Genomic DNA, 23,825 nt, shown 5'->3' with positions numbered 1-23,825 from the left:
TGACCCTTTTGTGATAATTTTATCTTCCATGATTAACAATCATTTTGTTAAAACAAAAAAACTATCAAACCATCCTTTTATCGTGCTATCTCCTGATATAAAACTGAATCTGGAAGAGCAAACTATCCCTGTTCAGACTAACCATATTGATCCGTCATTACGGATCGAAATTGAACGTTATCAACAAGAAATTGTTCAAGATCCTAACTCAGATTTAGCCTATTATAATTTAGCCGTTGCCCTGCAACAACAAGGGTTAATGGATGCCGCTTTTGAAAACTATCAAACCGCAATTCAACTCAATCCTCAAGGAATTAATTCCTATATTAATTTAGGATTAATTTGGGTTCAAAAAGAGAATTTAAAAGAAGCAGTTGCAACATTTAAACAAGGTTTAATTCATTCCCCACAATCTGCTAAACTCCATCATAACCTTGCCCATACTTACTTTAAACAGGGCAATATTGATGCTGCGATCGCCGGTTATCTGCAAGCAATTCAACTACAACCGGATTTAAAAGAAGCTTACTTAAATATAGGGAAAGCTTTTAAAAAGCAAGGGTTACATAGTGTTGCTATTCAATATTTTAAACAACTGATTCAGCTTGAACCTGAATCAATTTTGGCTCATAGTGAATGTGCAGCTTTACTCTTAGAACAGGGTCAACTTTCTGAAGCGATGCTTAATTTTAAAGCGATTATTGAATTAGAAAAACCCTGGATTACCGCCTATTGTCAAAGTGTAGAACATTTAGACGGTCAGGACGAACTTGATCAAGCGAGAATTAGCTGTGGAAAATTCATCCAAGCCTTACAACATAATCCCCAATCTGGGAAGGTTTATCAATATTTTGCTAAAATTAACTTTCATATCGGGAATAGTTTAGCAGAATATCGAAATTACCCCCAGGCTGAATATTATTATCAAAAATCTATTCAAGCTCATCAAAATTGGATTGATCCTTATCTAAAATTAGCGCAGTGCTTTATTCATCAAAAAGACTTTGTTAGTGCTGCAATTTATTACCATAAAGCTTTAGGAATTAACCCGGATCAACCCGAAATCTATCAACAGTTAACTGGGGTATTAGAAGAACAAAAGTTAGATTGTAAACAGCACAATTTATCTAATTTAAACATTAAATTTTCTGCTAATTTTCATCAATCCGAGCTTACCCATGCTAACTGTCAAGGTTTAGACTGTCCGATTTGTTTAAATCAAGTGTTTAAAGTTTTAAATCCCACTCGGTTAGCAGAAGGAATCTATGATTGTTCTCAACCTCAAGATCTTCCTTGGGAATCTTTACCCCAATCTATTACTATTATTCCTGATGGAAAAGCCTGGATAGCTCCTCAAAAAAGTTGGTGGAATGTTTGTAATGCGATCGCGATTCTCAACTCCAAAAATGAACTTTTAACGGATTTATCCCGATTTTATCCCACTCCCTTACCCGGATGTGAAACCATTGATTGGAATCAACATCAAATCTTTTCTTTAGAAGAATTTCCTCCTTTAGAAAAAATTTCCGGTTCCGTCGCTGTTGTATCTGGTTTATCAGGAAATGTGTATTTTCATTGGATGGTCGATATTTTACCTCGTTTTGCTATTTTACTACAGGAAAAACCGGATTATTTGCAATCGATTGATTGGTTTTTATTGAATAGTATTAAAGCACCCTTTCAGCGAGAAACCTTACAAAAGTTAGGAATTCCTGAAGCTAAAATTATAGAAAGCGATCGCCATCCTTATATTCAAGCAAAACAATTAATTATTCCTTCTTTTACCGGGTCAGTGGGATGGGTAACGCCTGAAATTATCAACTTTCATCGTCAGTTGTTTGATGTGGCTATTACCCCCTCTAAAAATAACTATCCAGAGCGAATTTTTATTCGCCGAAATCGAGCTAAATATCGACAAATTCTAAACGAAAGTGATGTCATTGCTTATCTGAGTGAATGGGGGGTCGTTCCCGTTGAGTTAGAAACTTTATCGGTTGAAGAACAAGCTCGTTTATTTGCTCATGCTAAAGTCATTATTGCTCCTCATGGTGCTGGATTGACAAATTTGATGTTTTGTCGTCCTGAAACCCTTGTAATTGAACTGGTATCTCCCCATTATATTCGTCACTATTATTGGATCATTAGCCAACAATTAAGACTGAAACATTATTACATTACAGGAGAAGAATTTTCCTGTTATCCCTTGCAAAAGTTAATGTATCAATCGCCATTAATTGAGGATATTTATGTCAAAATAAATACTTTAGAAAACATCTTACAAATTCTAACTCCTACTTTCCAAAATCAAACTCAAATTTACTCTTGTTTTAGTCCATTTAAAGCGAGAGGACAACCGGAGGAGAAAGATCATTTTTTTTTGATAACACCCACAATAGACTTAATAGATACTGGAATAATTTCCATAGATTTACGACAGACTGAACAAAAAATTGATCAAGGGAGTTCAAAAGCTAACATGGTTACTACTTCTTACAATAAAAACCGCACTACTTTTTCCGAAGAATCATCAATCCTTGAAGCTAAAAATTCAAGTAATAGTCTAGGAAGTCGGTTAACTTCCTTAGATTTGTTTCGTCTTTCTAAACAAGAAAATATAACGGTTATAGAAATTAGTCTAAAAACGGCTCACACCTACTTTGAACAAAAAAACTATCAGCAGGTAGTCGAAGAATGTAAACGAGTGATTGATCTCGATCCAAATGCCGTTGATGCTTATCACCTTTTAGGAAAAGCTTTACAAGGTTTAGGTCAACCGAAAGAAGCTCTTAAATGGTATCAAAATGTTGTTAATTTGAAACCAGATGAAGCAATTGTTTATGCAAATATTGGAAATTTATATGCACAACTCAAACATTGGAAACAAGCTATTTACTCCTATCAAAAAGCAATTAAATTACAACCCGATTTAGCTCTAGCTTATCGAAATTTAGGAAAGGTTTGGAGTAAAATTGGTAAACTCAAAATAGCGGCTTCTTGTTGGTATCAAGCCTTCAGTTTAGAGCCGAACACTATAAAACCCGAAGAACATCTTTCTTTAGGAAATATTCTGTTTCGTCAAGGCAAAATTAATCAAGCTGAAAGCTGTTATCGTTATGCTCTTAAGGGAAATTCTAACCCAGTTGAAGTGTATCATAATTTAGGAGAACTATTCGCAACTCAAGAAAAATGGGCAGATGCTGAAAGTTTCTATCAACAAGCCATTCAACTTAATCCTAAATCCTTTGAATCTTATAATAGTTTAGGAAAGGTATTAGTCGCTCAAGGAAAATGGGAAGAAGTTGTTTCTTGTTATCATCAAGCCTTAGAATTAAATCCTCGGTTACTATTAGCATTACAAAATTTAACTCAAGCCCTTTTACATCACCATAAAGGTGTAGTCGAAAATTCTGACTATCGGCAAGTTTTATTATTAATGGCAGGAAATTTACCCACTCAACCGATTCTCGCCAGCCAAATGCGTTCTGCTAATATTATTCCTGAAGCCTCTACTCCAAAACGTGCTGTTACTGAGCTTGTTTCACTCCAAGAAGCACAAGAGTATTATACTCAACAAGAATATGAATCTTGTCTGCGTTTATGTCAGCAACTGTTACAAAAAAGTCCTCAAGATATTGCTGTTTATAAACTATTAGCAAAAGTATTGATTAAACAGGAAAAGCTAGAAAAGGCAAAACTGTGTTATCAAAAAGCAATTGCTTTGCAGCCGCAAAATGAAGAATTGTATTTAGAATTAGGTGATGTTTTTGCCCAACATCAACAATGGCAACAAGCGATCGCCTGTTATCAAAAAGCACTTATCATTCAACCTCAAGCTCAAACTTATCATCAATTATCTCATCTTTGGCAAACATTAGGACATTCAGAAAATGCCGAAGATTGTTTGTATGAAGCTTTACAATTAACCCCAGAAAAGGCTACTTTAGAGGATTATCTCAAGTTAGGAAATGCCCTCTGGAAACGGGGGCAAATGACTCAAGCCATGATTTGTTATCGTCAGGTATTAGACCGTGATCCCCAGCAAATTGTTGCTCATCAACGGTTAGCTCAGGGGTTACAACAACAAAATCAACTCGAAGCCGCTATTGCTCATTATCAACAAGCCTATCAAGTTGCAATTCAACAACAAACTAAAACCCATAAGTCCTCACTTAACCCGGATTTTTTACCTTACTATGAAACGGATTGGTTAGCAGAAACTCAAGCCTTATTAGGAGATATTTATGTACAGCAGGAACAATGGCAAGACGCTATCGTTTGCTATCAAGAAGCAGTAAAATTAAACCCCCAATTAGTCTCTATTCAGGAAATATTAGGGGATATTGGGTTTGAAAATCAGGACTGGGAATTGGCTATTAGTTGTTATCGGCAAGTCCTGGAATTGGAACCTGATGCTTGGCAAGTTTATCATAAATTAGGAGATACCTTGCGAGAACAGGGAAACCTAAAAGAAGCGGTTAAAGCCTATCGCCAAGCTACCGAATTAGCCAAAAAATTAGTGAATTGAAACTTTCCTAATTCCTTTTATAAAATAGCCCAAAGTATTACCCCTATTTCCTTTTGATGGAGCAGAGGTAATACTTTTGCCTATCAACGACAATTAACGATGTTGATTAATGGCTGATTCAATGTTCTCTTGGGTTAAAGAATTAACAATAGTTAAACTAAAAGGAGAAGTTTCTCCTCTCTGAATATAACCCGCATTCAAATAAGGTAAATATTCGGTTTGATTGCGAATATAACTATTAAAAAACACCAGACTGATCGCTTTCAACACGGGAAAAGCTAATTCAGGATTAGGGCCAATGAGTTGAGGGGGAACTGGAAGCACGGATTCTTCTCCGGGTTCTAAGAAGGAAAAATGGGTTCCTCGATCTAATAACATTAAGTATTTATTTGGACTGGTTAACCAAGAAAAGGGATAAATTTGTTCAGGCACTGCGGGAGCGATATAATCATCACTACCCCCAATCATTAAGACCGGAATTTTGATTTGACTCATCCCTTCTTGACCAAAAACAACACTCGTAATGGGATTAATAGCAATAATCGCTTTTACTCGTTCATCTTGAAGATCTTGACTTTTATTCGCAACGGAACTGGCTTGACATTGCAGTAATATCGAAATATTTAAGGTGAGTTGTCGGTTAACAGACTCTGCACACTCTTGATTAATTTTACTGCTATTAAATCCTGCACCCCCGACCGCTAAAGCCGTATAACCGCCATAAGATTGACCTAAAACCCCAACATTATTTAATAGTAAAGGACTGGGAAATTCTGAATTTTTAGCTTTTTGTTCTAAAAGATTGAGAACAGAAGTAATATCTAAGGGACGATTAATAAAGACTTCTGGGCCAGGAGGAGGAGCATTCCCGGCCAAGAAATTAGCCAACCCATTTGCACTGGTTTCTAAATGTTCAGGAACTGCAACAAAATACCCATGAGAAGCTAAATGTTCGGCTAAATATTTAAACGTCGTTCGGTCGGAACCCAAACCATGAGAAATCACAATTACCGGAGTCGGAGTAGAAACTTGAGGGATATAAACATCAACAGGAGAAGAAATATTTCGTTGAGGATGTTCATAAGTAAATGTTTCTTTTTTCCATTGAATTGTACCCGGCTCTTTCAATTGAGTGGGTCGGTTATTAATAGCAGGATTATCGATTTGTGTTTTCGCCTGTTGGTTAATCCAATTCATGACAGATTTATCTTCATAAATGACTTGAGATAAATCTCTAATAGCTTCTACAGCAAAGTTGACATCAATTTCTAGGGTTTGACCTGGAAATTTTTGTAAAACGCCCAGTAAAGTCAAACCTCCGGGTAGTTGAGAAGCTTGATTAATTGCCGTTTTTAGAGCCGTTACACCATTGTCACCGTTATCTGTTTGGATAAAATTCCCAAAGCGAGTTAACATTGTCATGCCCATGGTCGTGTTATTAAATTGTTCAATACTCCAAGGGCTGGCGGTCATCGGAGTCAATAAAAGTTGACGTAGTTTTTCAGCATCTTCAACCTTCAAAACTTTGCCATAAATTGATAAAACGGGAGAAATATTTCCAGTTTTTGCAAAATTTTCTAAGTCTTTAACAGAAATAAAAGCTGTACCAATATTATACCGAATTGCAATTGTTTCAGCCGCAACTGCTGAACTGGTTAGGGTGCTTAAACTGGATATTATTCCTAATGAAAATTTGAAGAGTTGGAAGCCGAGAAAGCCGATATTTTTCTGGTTTTGAGTGTATTGTCTATTATTCTCTTGTTTAATCGGTGGTTTCATGGGGTATTAGAATAAAATGAATAACCTGATATTATCATTAAAGTTTTAATTCGGTAAAGTTATTCCGAGGTAACACCATTAATTGCATTTGTTAATTGGTTAGGGGTTAAAGATTGAATTAAACTGACCGGATAAAGGGGATCACTAATGGTTTGAGTATAAGCGGCGTTTAGATAGGGTTTGTATTGAGAATTTTGGCTAAGGTAGGTTTTAAAAAATGCCGTACTGAAAGCTTTAATATAAGAGCGACTAATTTCTGATGTTGGAATAATTATACTTGAATTTCCTAATACTTCCGATGCGTTTTCAGAAGTAATATCATAAAAATGAGTGGCATGATTTTGCAAAACTAAATATTTATGAGGAGTGGTTAACCAAGTAAAAGCATTTAACTGTTCTAACAATGCTGGGGCTAAAAAATCTTCGGTACTTGCTGTGATGAAAACTGGAATTTTAATTCGACTTAAACCCGATTTTCCTAAAATACTACTATTCACCGGATTTAATATAAAAATAGCTTTGACTCTGGGATCTTGTAGCGCATAATTTTCCGGGGGAAGTTCCAAGGCTCGACACTGAAGAAATAGGGAAGGATTTAAGGGAATATTCGGTTGTTGACAGTCGGTTTTAAGCTGGGTGAAATCAAGGGTTGCTCCGCCTAATGTTAAGGCTGTATATCCTCCTAATGAATGACCAATAACCCCCACATTTTGTAAATTTAATTGCTGATTAAACTCAGTGGAATTAAGTGTTTCAAGTTGGTTGAGTAATTCAGTAATATCTCTAGGTCGATCCAGAAATTGTTCAGGTTCAAATAAGTCTTTTGCGTCTCCATTCAGTAAGGATTGAAGTTGCTGATAATCACTTCCTGGATGTTGAGGAACAGCGACTACAAAACCATAGGAAGTGAGATGTTTAGCTAAATTTTCAAATCGTGAGCGATCAGAGGCTAATCCATGAGAGATAACAATCACAGGATAAGATAATGTCTGTGAATTTTCCCCCTCTGGAGAAATAGGTTTCGGAAGATAAATATCTACTTCAAAGCGACGATTATTGTAATGATTATTGACGGTTAGGGTTTGTTTTGTAGATGTATAAAGTTTTCCTGAAATTCGTAAATCTGGCATCTTACTAAAATCAGTAATCGTTGCTTTCTGGGCTTCTGTTTCTGATAATACTGCTAAAGATTGCGTGACCGCATGAGTTTGTCGAATAAAGGCAAAAACTTTAGTTAATGTTGTTAAGGCGAGTTCCACATTCAAGCGAATTTCTGGACTGGGAAACTGACGCATAACCTCTAATACTGTAAACCCATTGGGTGCATTCCCGACATCAATTAAACTGGCACGAATGGCATCGGCTCCATTTTCTTCAGATTGAGTTTGAATGATGTTTCCAATATGAATTAAAAAAGCCACAAGTAAGGGGGAGTTAACAAATTGTTGGATTGAAATATCGGGAGGTGTGTAACGGGTTTGCAAAAATTGTCTTAAACTTTGTTGTTGTTCAGGACTTAATAATCCTAGATAACTGGCTAAAGGTTCTTGAGGGTTAATTTTACCTTGATTAGCATAATTTTCTAAGGAATCTAGGGAAATAGAAATCCTTGTTTTTCCCAAGGGGACAATAATAAATTCTGCGGCAACTGCGGGTAGAGTTGCAAACAGGATAGATACACTTGTTAATACAAAAGATACAAACCATTGCATCGTTTTCTTTTCCTTTTAGGCAACAGAGGGGTTAAATGTTTAAAATTCTAGTTTAATTATTCTGAGAATCAGATGGATTTTTGACGTGTTTTACCGCTTGAAAGAATTGGTCTAGGGAGAGAGAATGAACTAAACTTAGGGGATAAGCTGGTTCACTAATCGTTTTAGCATAGGTGGCTTTTAAATAGGGACGATAGGTTGAATCTTGATTGATATACACTTCAAAGAAAGCCAGACTAAAAGCCCGAATATAATCATTAACAGGTTCAGGAACTGGAGCCACAATTTCTTTTAAAGAGGCACTCATACTTTGATTCATGGCAGTTAAATTTAGATTAATATGATGATCGCCTTCTGCTAAGAGTAAATATTTATCGGGTGTTGTTAACCAAGTATAGGAGCGAACTTGTTCCCAAGCAACAGGAGCGATATTATCTTTACCACTGGTTTTCCAGAATACCGGAATCTGAATTTTGCTTAAACTTTGTTGCCCAAAAATGCTACTATTAATCGGATTCATCAAAAAAATTGCTTGAACCCGTTCATCTCTCAAATTATAGTCTTTTTGAGGTATTTCTAAGGCTCGACATTGAAAAATTTGGGCGAGATTAACAGAATTAAATGCCGAGTTACAGTCTTGTTTTAAGTGATTAAAATCAATTTCTGCTCCCCCTAAAGCTAAGGCTGTATAAGCGCCAAAAGAATGCCCTGCAACGCCAACTTGTTTCAGGTTCAGTTGACCGTTAAATTCCGTTGTATTCAAGCGTTCTAATTCATTGATTAAAAACTGAATATCTAGGGGTCGGTCAATAAATTCACTCACTTTGAACCCATCGGATGCGTGACCCGATAACCAAGCTTGAAGTTGATTGGTATCACTTCCCGGATGTTGAGGGAGAGCAACGACAAATCCATAAGATGCTAAATGTTCGCCTAAATAGGCATAATTTTTACGATTTGCAGCTAATCCATGGGAAATGATAATCACAGGAATTGTGTTCGGTTTTCCCCGTTTGACGGTATTTAAGGGTGTGGGAATATAAAGATCGACAATCAATTCTCGATGGCGTTTGGAGTCTGTTAAGGTTAGGGTTTTAGGGGTAACATCAAAGTCTCCAGTTTGCTTTAAATCAGGTTTTCTACTAAAATCTGAAGTTGGGGATAAGGCTGATTCTTCTAAGGATAATTTAACGATTTCTGTAATAATAGAATTAGTTTCTTTTACGAGACTATTGACTTGTTCTCGGAGTTGAAAAATCTTGTGGATATTTAATTGAATTTCTGCTGCTGGAAATTGACGTAAAATATTGAGTAAGGTGATGCCTTCAGAATCTTGATTAGCCTTCATTAATGCTATTTTAAGTGCTTCCGACCCATTTTTAAGCGTTGATAAATTTTGCGAATCGGTTTCGGATTGAATAATATCTCCCAGTTTATTCAGAAATAACGCTCCTGTGGGGGAATTTAAAAATTGAGAAATCATTATCGGATCTAATTGATGCTGATCCAATAAGACTGTTTTAAACTGATTTTGATCAGTTTGATTTAATAACAATAAAAAGCTTTTTAATTCGGGATCAATTGTTCCTGATTGAGCATAGTTTTCTAAGGCTTGTACGGATACATAAATTTTAGCTTGTCCTAGGGCTAAAGATACATTTTCGGCTGCTTGTACGGGAACAGCAGAAAAAGCTAGGGCGAAAAGTCCACCCAGTACAGACACAATTCTCCGCCGATTTAACGAGAGATTTAATGTTAAGCTAGATGGGGCTGTAATCGCCAGTGTATGTTGATTCATAATGGGGTTAATTGCCTCTAAATATCAGTTACAACGTTCTTAAAAATCCTGTCAAATGCACCCCAATCATTTTATAACCATCTTAACAGATAAGGAAGTCATTGATCAGAGCCTTATTAAAAGGTCACATCATAGCCTACTCCTGGGATCTGATTCAATTTTTCCCTTTTGGTTCCTAACTCCGGTCAGAAACCCAATACCCTTAAAGTGGGCGTTGATTCTCACTCCTTACTGCTGTGTTTTAAGCTTTATTTTCCTGATGGATTTTCACGGTTGTAAGTGAGTTAATAGGGTTTTCATTTCTTCTAATAGAGACTCAACTGATAGATTAAAGGGTAAGACTTTTAGGGGAAAACTAGAGCTAAAGCGTTGTAAATGAACCATAATTTCTTCCCAGGAATAATTGGGGATTTCAACAGACGATGACGATTTAGTTTTACGTTTTTTGTCGAGGGATTTACCTTTGACTTTAACATCAGATTGTGCTAAAATCAATATAGGAATTCTAGCTTCCATTTTTTCTAAAATCGAGAGAGCTTCAACTAAATTAGAAAAAGATTGTTGTCGAAAACAAATCAGCATTAAATCTAAACTTTTACATTGAATTTTCTGAAGAATTTCTTCCCAGCCTTTGCCCATAATGCTCCGAAATCCAGCAATTTCAATATATTGAACTAAGGCTTGCTCAATTTTAATATTAGCATTATTGGGAGCATCTAAACAATCAGAATTAACCGTTGAATTTTGAACTGAGGTAGAAGATTTAGGGTTTAATCTTGCTTTTGAAGGATGATCTTTAGTGTCTACAGGATGACTTAATTGCTGTTGCGGTAAAACGGAAGAATCGACCACTAAAATACTCGGTTTCCAACTTAAACGGGTCGCAATTTGGATCACTTCTAATAAAGCAGAACCCATAGCCAGAGAAAAAGATTGAAGACTCATCCCATCATCCGAGGGACTCGCTAAACAGGGAAAAATTGATAAGTTTTTAACTTGATTTGCAACTTGAGTTGTTACAGGGTCTAAAGTCACAATGGGTAAATGGACTAAACTTTCGTGTTGACTAATTTCTGTTAATAAATATAAGGGATTTTTAACAGAAGTATATCGTTCTAAAACGATAACATTGGGATGCCAAATTCGAGCAATGAGAGCGGCTTGATTAATATCATCGGCTTCTAAAATTCGACACTGAGAAAACTGCGATAAAAATAAAGCAGAATGATAAATTGAGTTAGGCTGGTCTAGGGTATTGATTGAGTTTAAGTGATGTTGATCTCCTGATAAACTTAACCAGAGAATCATTAACTGTTGAGGCTCGGAAGATGAAACCTCTGGAAGCAATTCTCCTAAGATTTTTTCTAATTCTACTCCTTGAACAGGAAGACTCAAAAAGCCATCACAATGATTGGCGGCTGCTCGTTGTTTATCCCCTAATGTTGCTGTGACAATGACGGGAATTTTATGGGTTTGTACATCGGTTTTTAATAAGGTTAAAACATCCCAACCGGACAATAAAGGAATTAAAGGATTAAGCAAAATAATCCTCGGTTGGAGGCGACGGGCTTTTTCAACGGCTTCTGTTCCTGAACGAGCAATTACGACCCGATATCCTAAATGGGTGAGTTGTTCATTCAAGGTTTGAATAAAGTGAGGAACCGTTTCAACCACTAAAACTAAACGAGATTGTTGAGGAGAAGAAGAACGAGAAGAGGGTAAAAATTCGGGTTCTTCTGAGGAATTGTGATTGCCTAATTCCCAATTACATCGAGGGGGACTCGGCGGTAATAATAAGGTAAATTGACTGCCTTTATTCGGTTTAGAAATAAAGCTGACATCTCCCCCATGTAATCGTGCTAACCGTTGGGTTAAAACCAACCCTAATCCTGTTCCTTCAAATTTCCGGGTTAAGGGACTTTCAAGTTGTTGAAATTTCTGAAAAATCAGATGTTGTTTATCTTCAGGAATGCCAATTCCTTTATCCCAAACGGTAAAAGCAATCCAATTTTCCCAACGGCTAACTTGTAGACCAAATTCGCTACCATCGGGAGTAAATTTTAGGGCATTACATAATAAATTGACTAACATTTGTCGCAAGCGTAATTCATCGGCGACTAAGGTTTCCAAACCGGGTTTTATGTCTAAGGTAAATCGATTTTTCAGTTGTTCTAAAATTTCCGCTTGTAGTTTGATATCGGATTTATCTTGACTTTGGTATTGTTGTAAAGTCATTTCAAAAGCTCGTTCACAAACTGCCTGAATTTGTAAAGGTTCGGGGACTAATTCGAGTTGTCCCGTTTCCATCCGAGTTAAATCCAAAATATCGTTCACGACTAACATCAGATGACGACCGCTTTTATGAATCAGTTGAGCATAACGGGCTTGTTTTTCGTTGAGTTCTCCTAAGGCTTGATCTTTTAATAAACTGGATAGACCTAAAACCGCAGTTAGGGGCGTTTTAAGCTCATGACTAATACAAGCCATAAACTCATCTTTGAGGCGATTAAGTTGAATTAAATCCGTATTTTTTGCCGTTAGTTCTTGGGCGACTCGATGCTGTTCTGTAATATCTTGAGCTAAGACTAACCAGAGGTCATTGGCTTGATTTCCTAAACATAACGCCATTTCCCATTCCGGGTTTAAATGTTGGCGAGTAAATTGCCAAACTCGTTCTTGATTGTGGGCGATGGGACAAATACAAATATAAGTATCCGGTTGGCTACCTAATTGACACCAACTCGGCATTTGTAAGGTGGGTGAATTCGAGGTTAAAGGTTGAGAAACATTCGTTAAATGACGGCTTGGAAATCCAGAATCGATTGAGGATTCTAAGGAGGAAGTTGGGTATTTTTCAGTCGAGGAAAATGTTTCACTGGCTTCTGACCAACGGGTTACCGATTCAGCGACTTCTTGCAAAACCTCTGAACCTCGACCAATCAGGGATCTCCATGCTAAATTTTGATTAACAATGATGCCATCATCACTTTGAATCATTAAGGGAATGGGTAGTTCATCTAAAAACTGAATTAAATGTTGAGATACGCTAAAATTTCCCGCCGCTAACCCATCTAACTGTTGATGAGGTTCTGAATTGCAGTCTAAAGTAGGGGAAGGTCGAGGTTGTTGAATCTGAGTAAAGCGTTGAGAATATTGGGCTAAATATCGTAATACTTGCAAACTATTAATTAATCCAATAAACTCTCCTTTCTGATTAATTAAAGCCAGGGATACCGTTTGAGGGAGGCTATTTTCTAGTACCGGATGGGAACTTTGATATTGTAAATATACCCAAAAGTCTTCTAAGCTTAAATGGGAGGGAACGCCAATAATGGGTTCGATAATAGCAGACAAAACCTCATTGAGAAAGAGTTGAGGGTCGGGGGAAGTCGGGAAGGTGGTATTGAGGAGATAGGGAAGAAACCGATGCAGGGAAATTAGACCTAAAGGATAATGTTCAGAATTGACAATCACAACTTGTTCGGAGTTTCCCTGAGAAAAAATAAACCGCAATGCTTCTAAGGGCGAATCATGGCGACAAACAGGAACCACCTGCATAAAGGTTTGGAGGTCAGCTTGGGGAGACATAAAATGTAAATCCTCCAGATGAGATAATCATCTACTTAAAGCAAAGAAGTGGTAAAGTGCCCGTGTCAACTCCCTATAGGAATAAAATAAATCCCTAAACAGTCTGTTAATCGTGTCTTTGATATTTCTATTGTGATAGATCAGGGTTAAGTTTGCCAAAATTTAACCATTTCCTAAACAAGCTTAAAGAAATTAAAAGTTTCTCAACCTTCTCTAGGGTAACTTTAATAAAATATTGAGTCCCAACCATTTACCCCTATTTTCCCGTCGGTTTCGTTGCCTAAACAGTCACAACCGTTGATCTGGGGTATAAAATATTCTATCCTCTCCAACACCTATTCCCTAATATTATAACTCCATAATGGATACCTGCTATTTTTTATGGCTGTCTCATGGGAGTTGCAATATTATTTTACATTTACAAAAAACCAGGATAAGATCAGTATTTATCCTAAAAAAAAGAAGATTAATTCTTTTCTCCAAGTTGATTAAGTGGCTATCAAATGCTATAATCTGTAATTAAAATTTATTTTTAATATTTTCGATTTATGGTGAAATCTAAAATACCCCAGTGGAATCGATTGCAAAATCTACATCCGTCTTCCCGAAAATTTTTACTGCAATGGGTCAGTTTATTTTGCTTCTGTTGTCTAATTATTATTAGTTGTACTCCCCATCAAACAAGTCATCAATCTGCTTCTACGTCTGCCAATAACGGACGAATTACAATGGGAACCACCTTAAAAGCTCGAACTTTAGATCCCGCAGATGCCTATGAACTAATGTCAGGAAATATCTTGTATAATTTAGGCGATCGCCTTTATGATTATGAACTCGGAACTAATCAACTGGTTCCTAAATTAGCCACCGCTTTACCCACCGTTAGTTCCGATGGATTAACCTATACTATTCCCCTGCGAGAAGGTGTTACCTTTCATGATGGCACTGCCTTTAATGCCGCAGCCATGGAATTTTCCATCAAACGATTTATTCAAAATGCAGGTTCTCCCTCTTCCTTATTATCCGATGCCGTTGATACCGTTCAAGCAACGGGAGACTATGAATTAACCCTTAAACTCAAACAACCTTTTTCTGCCTTTCCTTCCCTTTTAGCTTTTTCAGGAATCGTGGCGGTTTCTCCTCAATTTTATGAAATTGGAGAAGGTAAATTTAAACCCAATGAATTTGTCGGAACGGGGCCCTATAAATTAAAATCTTCAGAAATTGATGTAATTCGCTTAGATGCCTTTGAAAACTATTGGGGAGAAAAACCTGCCAATACCGGAATTGATATTCAACGATTTTCTAGTGCCTCTAATTTATTTAATGCCTTTCGCAGTGGTGCTGTTGATATTGCCTATTTATCCTTAAATGCTGACCAAATTTCCAGCTTAAAACAAGGAGCAGAAAAAGGCAATTGGCAAATGATAGCAGCCAATGGCAATAACATTAGTTATCTGATGATGAATGTTAAATCGGAACCCTTAAACCGAAAAGAAGTCAGACAAGCCATCGCTGCTTTAATTAATCGTTCAGTTATTAATGAACGGGTATTACAAAATCAAGGAGAACTACTATATAGTTTAATTCCCACCACCTTTACCGATTATCAACCCAGCTTTAATTTACAATACGGTGATGGCAATATTGAAAAAGCAAAACAACTCTTAACTGAAGCCGGATATACCCCAGAAAATCCAGCAATTGTTGAACTTTGGTATGCGTCGAATTCCTCTAATAAAGGATTTTTAGGATTAACGTTAAAAGCCTTAGCAGACCGAGATTTAGGTGGGTTACTCAACTTGCAACTCAATAGTGTAGAATCAACCACAGCCTTTAAATATTTAGAGGAGGGAATTTACCCAACTTTTGTTTTAGATTGGTATGCCGATTTCCTCGATGCTGATAACTATATTCAACCCTTTTTAGACTGTAGTAAAGGTTCGGCAGAAACCGGATGTGAAAAAGGAGCGAGTCAATATCAGGGTTCTTTTTATTATAGCGATCGCATGAATCAATTAATCGCTCAAGAACGTCAAGAACAAGACCCCCAAACCCGGAAAGCACTTTTTGAGGAAATTCAAAAACTCCTGGCCGAAGATGTTCCCTATGTTCCCCTTTGGCAAGATAAAACCTTTATTTTTGCTAAAAACGGCCTTGAGAACATCCGTTTACAACTCACTCAACAAATCCCCTTTTGGACAATTAAAAACTCAAATTCCTAACGATGAAAAAACTACTTCTATCCCTATCTATTGCCAGTTTCTCTCTTTTACCAATCATTAATTTAGCTATGGCTTCTGACTCTCTCAGTGGAACTAATTGGAAATTACTCTCCTGGGGTAATGAAAAATCCCCCCAAACCGTGTTAAAAGAAACGGAAATCAGCTTACAATTTCAAGATGATCAAATTAGTGGTTCATCCGGTTGTAACCGTTATTTCGCATCCTACACCCTGAAGGATGATCAATTAAAATTTGGTGTCGCTGGAAGCACTCAAATGGCTTGTCCTGAAGAAATTATGAAGCAAGAAGATCAATTTCTCTCAGCTTTACAAGCCTCAAAAACATTTACTATTAATTCTGAAGGTCAACTGCAAATTACCTATAAAACCGAGCAAGAATCTGGAGTCATGATATTCGCACCCAATAACCCGTAGTGAGTCCTTCAGGACTCAAATATAGAGAGTCCTGAAGGACTCACTACTTTTTAGGATTGAGGGAAAATCAGGTATTAGAAATTTCACCAATCTGTGCAAGCATTTTATAGGTAGATTGACCAAAGTTTTTAATTTTGTCTTTACCTGGTTTAGTTGAGTTTTGAAGGTTTGTCCAAGTTAATCCCCCTTCAGCTTCTTTGCAATGATCAATGGCTTTTAGTGCCGCTTTAATCTGCTCGTCTTTGACTCCAACGTTTTCAAGTTTTTGTCGAATTTCTTGATGATTAGCATTTTGTAGGTTGAGTGGGGGAGGCGGAAGCCTGATAATAATCTGTTCAACTAACTGAGTCAGTTTATCAAGATTAGCCGTTAAATTATTAACGGTATTTTCAAGCTGTTTTAATCGATTGTTAATTTGTGTAGTTTCAGAGGATATCATTTGAGATAAGGTTTGAAATTCTGGAGTTCTAGGTGGAATAAAACCACCACCAAGCAATTGTTCCAATTCGGTTTTCATGGTAATTGCTTGTTCATCTGTCAAATCAAAAACCCAAACCCAAAGACGCTCAATTTCTAATTCTTCAGCGACAATACACCAATCTGCACCATAAACAATTTCATATTCCTTTTCTTCATCATAAGCTTGGGTTCGTCGCACCACTAAAGATCCTAAATTACTTTGATGTTCCCTCAGTGTTTGAGCTAAACGTTCTCGTCTTTCTGGTAAAATTTCTATCGTTTCTGCATTCGGTATAGCAATTTGAAACGTATAAATTTGACCATGATTAATGGGTTTAATTCCTAAATAAGAACCAATTTGAATCTGACGCTCTGATAAACTCATCGATTTTAACTCCCTTTTTTAGAAATTTTAACTAAGTGTTGAGCTAATTCCAGATAACGTTCACTGGCTTTTTGGGCGGCTTCCTTTTCTTGAAAAGTCAATTGATTATCAAATTCAGAGGAAAAAATTGGATATCCTTTATCGGGACAATTAGAAACAATATTCAGCCGAGGAACCCAAGTATGTTCTGGGAATAAATCAATATTATCCTGTTCTCCGATTTTATCTAATATCTCAAAAATTCGATTTCTCATCGACAGATTAAAACTAGAAGAACGTTGATCATACATACTCACGCCTATTCCTAAAATCGGTAACGCTTCTTCTTTAGATTCTCCGACTTTACGAGCTTTTTCAATCACATATTCTAAGGCTCTGACGGGATAAGGAGATAGTTGTGTGGGGATTAAAATGCCTGAAGAAGCCATCAAGGAAATCGCATTCACTTTACTAAAAGACGGAGGCGGATCAATTAAAACAAAATCATAATGATGATTTTTAAGCTTCTTAGCTAAAACTCTATCAATATCAACAGCACTCAGTAAATCCGGTTCCTTATAACTTAATTCAATATGGGACGGAACTAAATGTAACTTTAGATTTCCCCATTGTTTTTCAATCACTGTATCCTCTAGTTTAACTCTCGGATGAAGTAATAAATGGGTAATATTTTTTTTTCCTTGATTTTCAATATCTTCTAAGGGGTCAATTCCTAAACCTGTTGTTAAGTTAGCTTGAGGATCTATATCAATCAAAAGCACGTTATAACCTAAATGATTTAAGGCGGCTCCTAAATTAATCGTCATCGTGGTTTTACCCACTCCACCCTTATTATTAAAAACAGTAATAATCATTGATTGTTTCTCCTGATTAGAATTAGCAATAAATTTGGATTCTGTCTGCTCCAAATTCTCTCCTGATGGTTTAGGAGGTTTAGAATTAGACTTTTTACTCCGATTAAATAATCCTAGCATAGTTGGATTTTGGAAGGAATTGGCGATCGCTCTTAAAAACCGAGCATGAACTTTTTGTTGACTTTTATGTAACGCTTGACTAAATTTTAATCCAATTTTTTTACCCAATAATTTACGCACCAGTTGAAAATCTTGAATCAGTTGGGATTGAGAATAGGTTAAAATTGTCTGGACATCCCCGCTATAATTATAGAGAATTCTAAACTCATAGCCATTAGTTAATAAGCCCAAAATAGCACCTGACTTTCTCATATAATCATGAATTTGCCAACTCGAATAAACAATTTTTTTCTGGGGTGCTTTAACTTCAATGACTAAATAGGGAGGATGAGGTGCAACGGCATCATGGGGGTGAACACAAAAATCAACTCTAACTTTACGAATAACAGTTTGTTCTCGCCAGTCCTGAGCATTATAGCCTAAATTTTCTAACAGAGGAATAATAATATTCTGCTCAATATCTGATTCACGACTAGCAGGAGTAATGGATTTAAACCACTCAGAAAGCGTTGAATTTGTTAACAGCATGAAGTGAACAGATGCACTTTTGAAGGATTATACCAACCTCTTCAGCAAAAAACATCTGTTAAATTACTGATCTTAGTCAATTTAAGATAACCGATGATTCCTGTCTAATACGGATTAACAATTAAAACCGTAGTGAGTCCTTCAGGACTCTCATAGAAGCGTGAACGCCTCACGACTAAAAAACAGTAAAACCGTAGTGAGTCCTTCAGGACTCAATCTTAATAGAGAGTCCTGAAGGACTCACTACTAAAAAACCCTCTGAAATTTAGAGAGGGTTTGAGGAATAAATTCAAGTGGGATTTAATTAATGCTTGTTGTATTCCTTAAAGGAAAGGTAAGCATTTTCCGGGTCATATAAATGGCACTGATCCACAATCTGAATCATTAAAGACCAGGAAAAATCAGATTCAGGATAGAGATATTCACCCCAATTATCTTGTAGACTTTGATAGGCTGTCCGTAAATTGTAGAAGGGAATGGCGGTGGAAATGTGGTGCGGGACATGAACATTAATATCGTGACACAAAAACTCAACCCAACCGGGATAATTGCAGTGAACAGTTCCCGATAATTGAGCTAAGGCTTCATCCCAATCTTGGGGCTCTTTAAATTGAATATCCGGGGTTGTATGATGAACGAGGGTGAAGGTACTCATCCAGAAATGGTAAACTAACCAAGGCATTAACCAGAATTTAACAAAGCCCCAAATTCCGATTGTAAAAATCATTGTGGGGAATGCGATCGCAGCACATCCGATTACAAATAAAGAGGAAAATTTGACCTGTTCCCGTCCTTTTCCATCAAATTTGCGCCAATCAAAGTGAACAATTGCCCAATGTAAAATTGAGGCTAACCACCAGAGCCGTCCTCGTGTTAATTTATAAGCAACTTGTACGATTTTAGGGGAGGCTTCATAGTTTTCGATTGTCCAGGGTTCCCAAGCATTATCTTCCGTTAGTTTATTGGTATGTTTATGATGATGATCATGTCCTAAACGCCAACTGTGGAAGGGATAAATTAAGGGAAGAAACGCGATATGACCGACTAAATTATTCACCCAACGACGGTCAGCAAAAGAACGATGTCCGCAGTCATGACCAATGACGAAAAATCCCGTTAAAGCTGTCCCGGTAAAAATCCAAGCAAAGGGGAGTAAAAACCAGGGAGAATAAGCGATCGCAAAATAGCCAGCAACAACAAGAACAACATTAATAAAAACCGTTAGCCAAGCTTTTTTCTGATCTTTGAGAAAGACTTCACGGGGTAGACTTTTGATAATGTCTTTTAAACGTAAGTTTGATGTGGAATTAGCAGAAGATGCTAAAGTTTGAGGTTGAACAGATGATAATGTCATAGAATCTTGCAAACTTTTAAATCCCTCAGTATTAAGGGTTAGGGTAATACTAAAATTGCGTGATTTTTTGCCTCTAATTTCCGATGGATAGCCGCAGAAATCCCCCAATTTTCCATGAAAAACTTTACCTGCATCAGACAAGCAGGCACTTTTGATCAATTAGAGACTGCTGATAAAAATTATGTTCAAGGGAATCCAACCGATTTAAGCCCGACTCCAAAAGTAACCTCCTATAAACAGAGTCCGTCAAAAACCGAGGTATTTAGCAGTCTTTGCCAAACCCAGTTGGGAATGATTAGGATAGGGAGTTGAACTTAGACGGCTACTCAACAAGTCTGTGGGGGTGATATTGTTTCTTGGCGCTGTTGCTTGATGGTTTGTAATTCCAAGAGCAAGGTTTCAACTTCAGCGTGCAAATGCAGAAACTTCACTTGCTGATCAGCGCTGTAAAGATTTTTCATCGCATCAATCGTTAGAGGCTTAGACATAACAGAACCGGAAGTCCGGCTTGAAGGGGCATCTAAGGTTTGAGAACGGGATGCGGTCGAGGAACGATTGGACATCAGCAGTTGATTTGACATCTAAAAAATTTTAGCTCAACAAATCTTAACTATATCCTACCCTGAACGTTTACTCTTATTGAAAAAAATATTAAAAGTAAACGAGAAGGTAAACTAATTGACATTCTCAGGTTTGAAAACACTGAGATTCTTTAATCATCGAGTCAACTTGCTTAGACAAGATTTCTCAAGCCTAAGTAGAGGTCGATTCTCCTAAAGCTTAACTTCCGGTATGTCCTACCGTACAGAAGAAAGTTTTTTCTACTTAAGTCTTGTCCAAATTTAGCTTTCCTAAACGTCAACACTGTTAGGTGTGACCGCGCGCTCAACCGATAAAAGTTGAGTTGTTACGTTGTTTAGTTATACTCAATATAAGGAATACACCCAACGGCTGATCCTGTCAACTGATCAAGTTAATGGATTTAAACCGTTCAGGGAGTTCTCAAATATCATGAATTTGTCTATTTGTCAATCCTTAAACGGATTATTTTTCATTTATTAACTCCTACCAAGATGACGTTGACTTTGCCTACAACCCAGTCCTCATTAAAGTGCTGGCCCGGTCTGATTGAAGCCTACCGCAACTATTTACCTGTTTCTGAAGCGACCCCTGTTATTACCCTACAAGAAGGCAACACGCCCTTGATTCCAGCCCCAACCCTTGCCGAACGCATTGGCAAACAGGTGCAAGTCTATTTGAAATATGACGGACTCAACCCCACAGGCAGCTTTAAAGACCGAGGCATGACCATGGCGATTTCTAAAGCCAAGGAGGAAGGCAGCAAAGCCGTCATCTGTGCCAGTACCGGAAATACCTCGGCTTCGGCGGCGGCCTATGCCCGTCGGGCCGGAATGAAAGCCTTTGTGTTGATTCCTGATGGCTATGTGGCGTTAGGGAAATTAGCCCAAGCCTTATTATATGGGGCGGAAGTCTTAGCAATTAAGGGGAATTTTGACCGAGCGTTGAATATTGTCCGAGAGATGGCCGAACATTACCCAATTACCTTGGTAAATTCCGTCAATCCCTATCGTTTAGAAGGTCAAAAAACCGCCGCCTTTGAGGTAGTAGATGCCTTGGGAGATGCCCCCGACTGGTTATGTATTCCGGTGGGAAATGCGGGGAATATTAGTGCCTATTGGATGGGATTTTGTCAATATCATTCTGTTGGGAAATGTTCTCGTTTACCCCAAATGATGGGATTTCAAGCCGCCGGAGCCGCCCCGTTAGTTTCAGGTCATCCCGTAGAAAACCCGGAAACCTTAGCCACAGCCATTCGGATTGGAAATCCGGCGAGTTGGGATATTGCGGTTGCAGCGAAAGATGCCAGTAAAGGCAGTTTTAGTGCTGTTACTGATGCAGAAATTTTGGATGCTTACCGATTATTAGCGTCTGGGGAAGGGATTTTTTGTGAACCTGCAAGTGCCGCGTCCGTAGCGGGATTATTGAAAGTGAAAGATCAGGTTCCAGAAGGAATTAAAATTGTTTGTGTGTTAACAGGAAATGGATTAAAAGATCCTGATACAGCTATTACTCACAGCAACAATAAATTCAAAGCCGGAATTGCACCGGAAATGGAAGCAGTGGCAAAAGTAATGGGATTTTAATGGCTTATATTCCATCCCTTAATGTTTGCTACAAATTCCCCCCGTGTAGAGACGTTCCATGGAACGTCTCTACACGGGGGATCATTCCATCAATTTGCTCGATTTGTTCGGAAGTCAAACCACTCACATCAAGAGTTTTAGTCATTTTAGGTGACAATTAGGATTTAGCGATATTCTAACTTAAAATGTAAATGTTGTTCTAATCACACCAATAACTGCATCATTATTATTATTATTTTGGGCAGGTGCTGTTAACCAAATTAACCCAGGAGTGATGGCAATATAATCATTTAATCGATATTTATAAAACGCTTCAATATGAAAAGGGACATCGTTAGCCGGAGGAGGATTATCACTACGATAGGGTTCTGCACCAATGACTAAACCCCCTAAATTTCCCTCTTTACCAATATCAGGAAAAGCCAAGCCAACGGCATAATACCAAATATCAGCATTGCCATTTCCCGGAGAATTTTTAGCTTGGGTATAACCTAAATAAGCATTTATGGCAAAATGGGGACTAAATTGATAAAATCCTTCTAATCCATAGGAATTGGTGATCATTTGGGGAAAGGGTTTATTAGCTTCCAAGGTTCCAACTAAGGGAAATGTAGTCCCAAAATCAAAAATTGCACCCCTATTTTTGTAGGCATTTACATAGGTTAAACCGATGCCCAATTTGGGTTTTGGACTCCAACGAATTTGGGTGAAAGCGGCATATTCACCATTAAATAAACCTTCTCCATTTCCAGCATTGTGGGCATTACTCGCTAAATAAGCTAAACTGAAAATCCATTGAGGATTGAGTTGGTAATTAGCCGCCATTCCTGCGCCTCCCCCAATTCGATAAATAGGACTTGATGAGGCAAATTCTGATAACGCTCGCGCCCCACTGGTTCCACTTTCCAGAAACGGGCTCAGGGTAGGGGCGAGATCAAATAATACACCACCTGTGGCGATCGCATTAACGGAGAGTCGGGAATTAATGGGAAAGGAATAAGCGAGACGACCATTGCGAATCTCATCATTAGGATAAGTGAGATTAACGGTGGTTAACCCCTCGGCGGAACCTCCGGGTAAAGTTAATTGAGGCGCATTTCCCCCAAACATCCGAAAATAGAGGGTATCTTGACCTGTAAAACTGGTTCTAAAGTTCAGACGAACTCGATGTTGAACCACTGGAATATTATTGCCATCCACCAACCCACTAAACCCATTAGAGAAGGTCGTAATGGCTTCCCCTGTGAGTTTTGTCGTCGTGGAAAATTGATTGGCTTCAACTTCTGCGGTGCGGGCTTCTAAGGCCGTTAAGTGACCTGTTAAAACGCTGAGTTCTGGCGCAAATTGTTCTTGTAGTTGTTGCAGAAGCGTTAAATCTTCTGACGTGATCAACTGTCCTGTATTAGCAGCAATTATCTCATTAATCCGAGACAAACAGGCATTCAATCCGGCAGCGAATTCAAATCGAGTTAAGGCGCGATTGCCTTGATAACGGTTATCCTCATATCCGGTAATACAGCCATAGCGTTCCACCAAAGATTGCAAAGCTTGAAACGCCCAATCCCCCGGATCAACATCTGATAAATAAGATACTGAGGTAACATTAAATACCCCATCATTCGTCTCCGTATTATTATCAAGATCAGCAAGTTCGATTTGTTCCTGAATGGTTTCAGTGGTATCTATTGGGGGTTCCGGTGCTGCTAAAACTGTTAAATAGCCATTCAGTCCCATCGCCAAACTCATCGACCCTATCGCCCATTTCTCAAAAAATCTATATCGCATTTTTGTTGACTGTTAACAGGTCAGTGGAACAGGCATCTTGCCTGTTCAGTGGGGTTTCGAGTTTCACCAAAGGAGTGTCTATTATTTCCCCTCTTCCCCTTGTCCCCCTATCCC

General features: G+C 37.8%; 13 protein-coding genes. 4 read left to right on the top strand and 9 right to left on the bottom strand.

Annotated elements, in window-relative coordinates; all coding sequences use genetic code 11:
* Positions 1 to 28 precede the first annotated feature (28 nt).
* On the top strand, positions 29 to 4,525 hold the full coding sequence (locus tag IQ236_RS11740; protein ID WP_193869419.1) for a tetratricopeptide repeat protein: 4,497 nt from the start codon (positions 29 to 31) through the stop codon (positions 4,523 to 4,525).
* 93 nt (positions 4,526 to 4,618) lie between these two features.
* Here IQ236_RS11740 and IQ236_RS11735 read toward each other — a convergent pair whose 3' ends face one another.
* The 4 genes from IQ236_RS11735 to IQ236_RS11720 form a co-directional block, all read right to left on the bottom strand.
* Positions 4,619 to 6,304 carry an alpha/beta hydrolase gene (locus IQ236_RS11735; protein ID WP_193869418.1) on the bottom strand — a complete coding sequence of 562 codons (1,686 nt, stop codon included), beginning with the start codon at positions 6,302 to 6,304 and terminating at the stop codon, positions 4,619 to 4,621.
* A 59-nt stretch (positions 6,305 to 6,363) separates the two neighbouring features.
* Positions 6,364 to 8,016 carry an alpha/beta hydrolase gene (locus IQ236_RS11730; protein ID WP_193869417.1) on the bottom strand — a complete coding sequence of 551 codons (1,653 nt, stop codon included), beginning with the start codon at positions 8,014 to 8,016 and terminating at the stop codon, positions 6,364 to 6,366.
* A gap of 52 nt (positions 8,017 to 8,068) precedes the next feature.
* Positions 8,069 to 9,814: an alpha/beta hydrolase gene (locus IQ236_RS11725; RefSeq protein ID WP_193869416.1), complete on the bottom strand. Its 1,746-nt coding sequence runs from the start codon at positions 9,812 to 9,814 to the stop codon at positions 8,069 to 8,071.
* Between the two features lie 267 nt (positions 9,815 to 10,081).
* Positions 10,082 to 13,402 (bottom strand): ATP-binding response regulator, encoded by a 3,321-nt coding sequence (locus tag IQ236_RS11720; protein ID WP_193869415.1) that lies wholly within the window; start codon positions 13,400 to 13,402, stop codon positions 10,082 to 10,084.
* Positions 13,403 to 13,950: 548 nt separating this feature from the next.
* On the opposite strand from IQ236_RS11720, the gene IQ236_RS11715 reads away from it, so the two are divergent.
* Both IQ236_RS11715 and IQ236_RS11710 read left to right on the top strand, forming a co-directional pair.
* Entirely contained in the window at positions 13,951 to 15,627 is a 1,677-nt protein-coding gene (locus tag IQ236_RS11715; RefSeq protein WP_193869414.1) for an ABC transporter substrate-binding protein, read from the top strand.
* A 68-nt stretch (positions 15,628 to 15,695) separates the two neighbouring features.
* On the top strand, positions 15,696 to 16,061 hold the full coding sequence (locus IQ236_RS11710) for an META domain-containing protein (protein ID WP_193869413.1): 366 nt from the start codon (positions 15,696 to 15,698) through the stop codon (positions 16,059 to 16,061).
* A 67-nt stretch (positions 16,062 to 16,128) separates the two neighbouring features.
* Here the strand turns inward: IQ236_RS11710 and IQ236_RS11705 are convergent, their stop codons facing one another.
* From IQ236_RS11705 to IQ236_RS11690, 4 genes are all read right to left on the bottom strand, one after another.
* Positions 16,129 to 16,905 carry a ParB N-terminal domain-containing protein gene (locus IQ236_RS11705; protein ID WP_193869412.1) on the bottom strand — a complete coding sequence of 259 codons (777 nt, stop codon included), beginning with the start codon at positions 16,903 to 16,905 and terminating at the stop codon, positions 16,129 to 16,131.
* Between the two features lie 5 nt (positions 16,906 to 16,910).
* A complete protein-coding gene (locus IQ236_RS11700; protein WP_193869411.1) occupies positions 16,911 to 18,407 on the bottom strand; it encodes an AAA family ATPase in 1,497 nt (498 codons plus the stop codon).
* A 304-nt stretch (positions 18,408 to 18,711) separates the two neighbouring features.
* Positions 18,712 to 19,761, bottom strand: coding sequence for a fatty acid desaturase (locus IQ236_RS11695; RefSeq protein ID WP_193869410.1), 1,050 nt, complete (start codon positions 19,759 to 19,761; stop codon positions 18,712 to 18,714).
* 326 nt (positions 19,762 to 20,087) lie between these two features.
* Entirely contained in the window at positions 20,088 to 20,342 is a 255-nt protein-coding gene (locus tag IQ236_RS11690) for a hypothetical protein (protein WP_190519280.1), read from the bottom strand.
* 492 nt (positions 20,343 to 20,834) lie between these two features.
* Between IQ236_RS11690 and thrC the strand changes: the two genes are divergently transcribed.
* Positions 20,835 to 21,926: a threonine synthase gene (gene thrC, locus IQ236_RS11685; RefSeq protein WP_193869409.1), complete on the top strand. Its 1,092-nt coding sequence runs from the start codon at positions 20,835 to 20,837 to the stop codon at positions 21,924 to 21,926.
* A gap of 180 nt (positions 21,927 to 22,106) precedes the next feature.
* Here thrC and IQ236_RS11680 read toward each other — a convergent pair whose 3' ends face one another.
* The gene (locus IQ236_RS11680) at positions 22,107 to 23,711 is read right to left on the bottom strand and encodes an iron uptake porin (RefSeq protein ID WP_193869408.1); all 1,605 of its coding nucleotides are present in this window, start codon (positions 23,709 to 23,711) and stop codon (positions 22,107 to 22,109) included.
* Positions 23,712 to 23,825: the final 114 nt, after the last annotated feature.

Origin of the sequence: Planktothrix mougeotii LEGE 06226 (assembly GCF_015207485.1) — a bacterium.
In the GTDB taxonomy this organism is placed as follows: Bacteria; Cyanobacteriota; Cyanobacteriia; order Cyanobacteriales; family Microcoleaceae; genus Planktothrix.
This window is presented reverse-complemented; position numbering and strand designations above follow the sequence as displayed.

What these genes read in the sequence shown, in the direction of transcription:
- IQ236_RS11720 (WP_193869415.1), bottom strand. Translation starts at nt 13,402, where the DNA reads ATGTCTCCCCAAGCTGACCTCCAAACCTTTATGCAGGTGGTTCCTGTT.
- IQ236_RS11740 (WP_193869419.1), top strand. Translation starts at nt 29, where the DNA reads ATGATTAACAATCATTTTGTTAAAACAAAAAAACTATCAAACCATCCT.
- thrC (WP_193869409.1), top strand. Translation starts at nt 20,835, where the DNA reads ATGACGTTGACTTTGCCTACAACCCAGTCCTCATTAAAGTGCTGGCCC.
- IQ236_RS11715 (WP_193869414.1), top strand. Translation starts at nt 13,951, where the DNA reads ATGGTGAAATCTAAAATACCCCAGTGGAATCGATTGCAAAATCTACAT.
- IQ236_RS11700 (WP_193869411.1), bottom strand. Translation starts at nt 18,407, where the DNA reads ATGCTGTTAACAAATTCAACGCTTTCTGAGTGGTTTAAATCCATTACT.
- IQ236_RS11735 (WP_193869418.1), bottom strand. Translation starts at nt 6,304, where the DNA reads ATGAAACCACCGATTAAACAAGAGAATAATAGACAATACACTCAAAAC.
- IQ236_RS11690 (WP_190519280.1), bottom strand. Translation starts at nt 20,342, where the DNA reads ATGTCAAATCAACTGCTGATGTCCAATCGTTCCTCGACCGCATCCCGT.
- IQ236_RS11710 (WP_193869413.1), top strand. Translation starts at nt 15,696, where the DNA reads ATGGCTTCTGACTCTCTCAGTGGAACTAATTGGAAATTACTCTCCTGG.
- IQ236_RS11730 (WP_193869417.1), bottom strand. Translation starts at nt 8,016, where the DNA reads ATGCAATGGTTTGTATCTTTTGTATTAACAAGTGTATCTATCCTGTTT.
- IQ236_RS11725 (WP_193869416.1), bottom strand. Translation starts at nt 9,814, where the DNA reads ATGAATCAACATACACTGGCGATTACAGCCCCATCTAGCTTAACATTA.
- IQ236_RS11695 (WP_193869410.1), bottom strand. Translation starts at nt 19,761, where the DNA reads ATGACATTATCATCTGTTCAACCTCAAACTTTAGCATCTTCTGCTAAT.
- IQ236_RS11680 (WP_193869408.1), bottom strand. Translation starts at nt 23,711, where the DNA reads ATGCGATATAGATTTTTTGAGAAATGGGCGATAGGGTCGATGAGTTTG.
- IQ236_RS11705 (WP_193869412.1), bottom strand. Translation starts at nt 16,905, where the DNA reads ATGAGTTTATCAGAGCGTCAGATTCAAATTGGTTCTTATTTAGGAATT.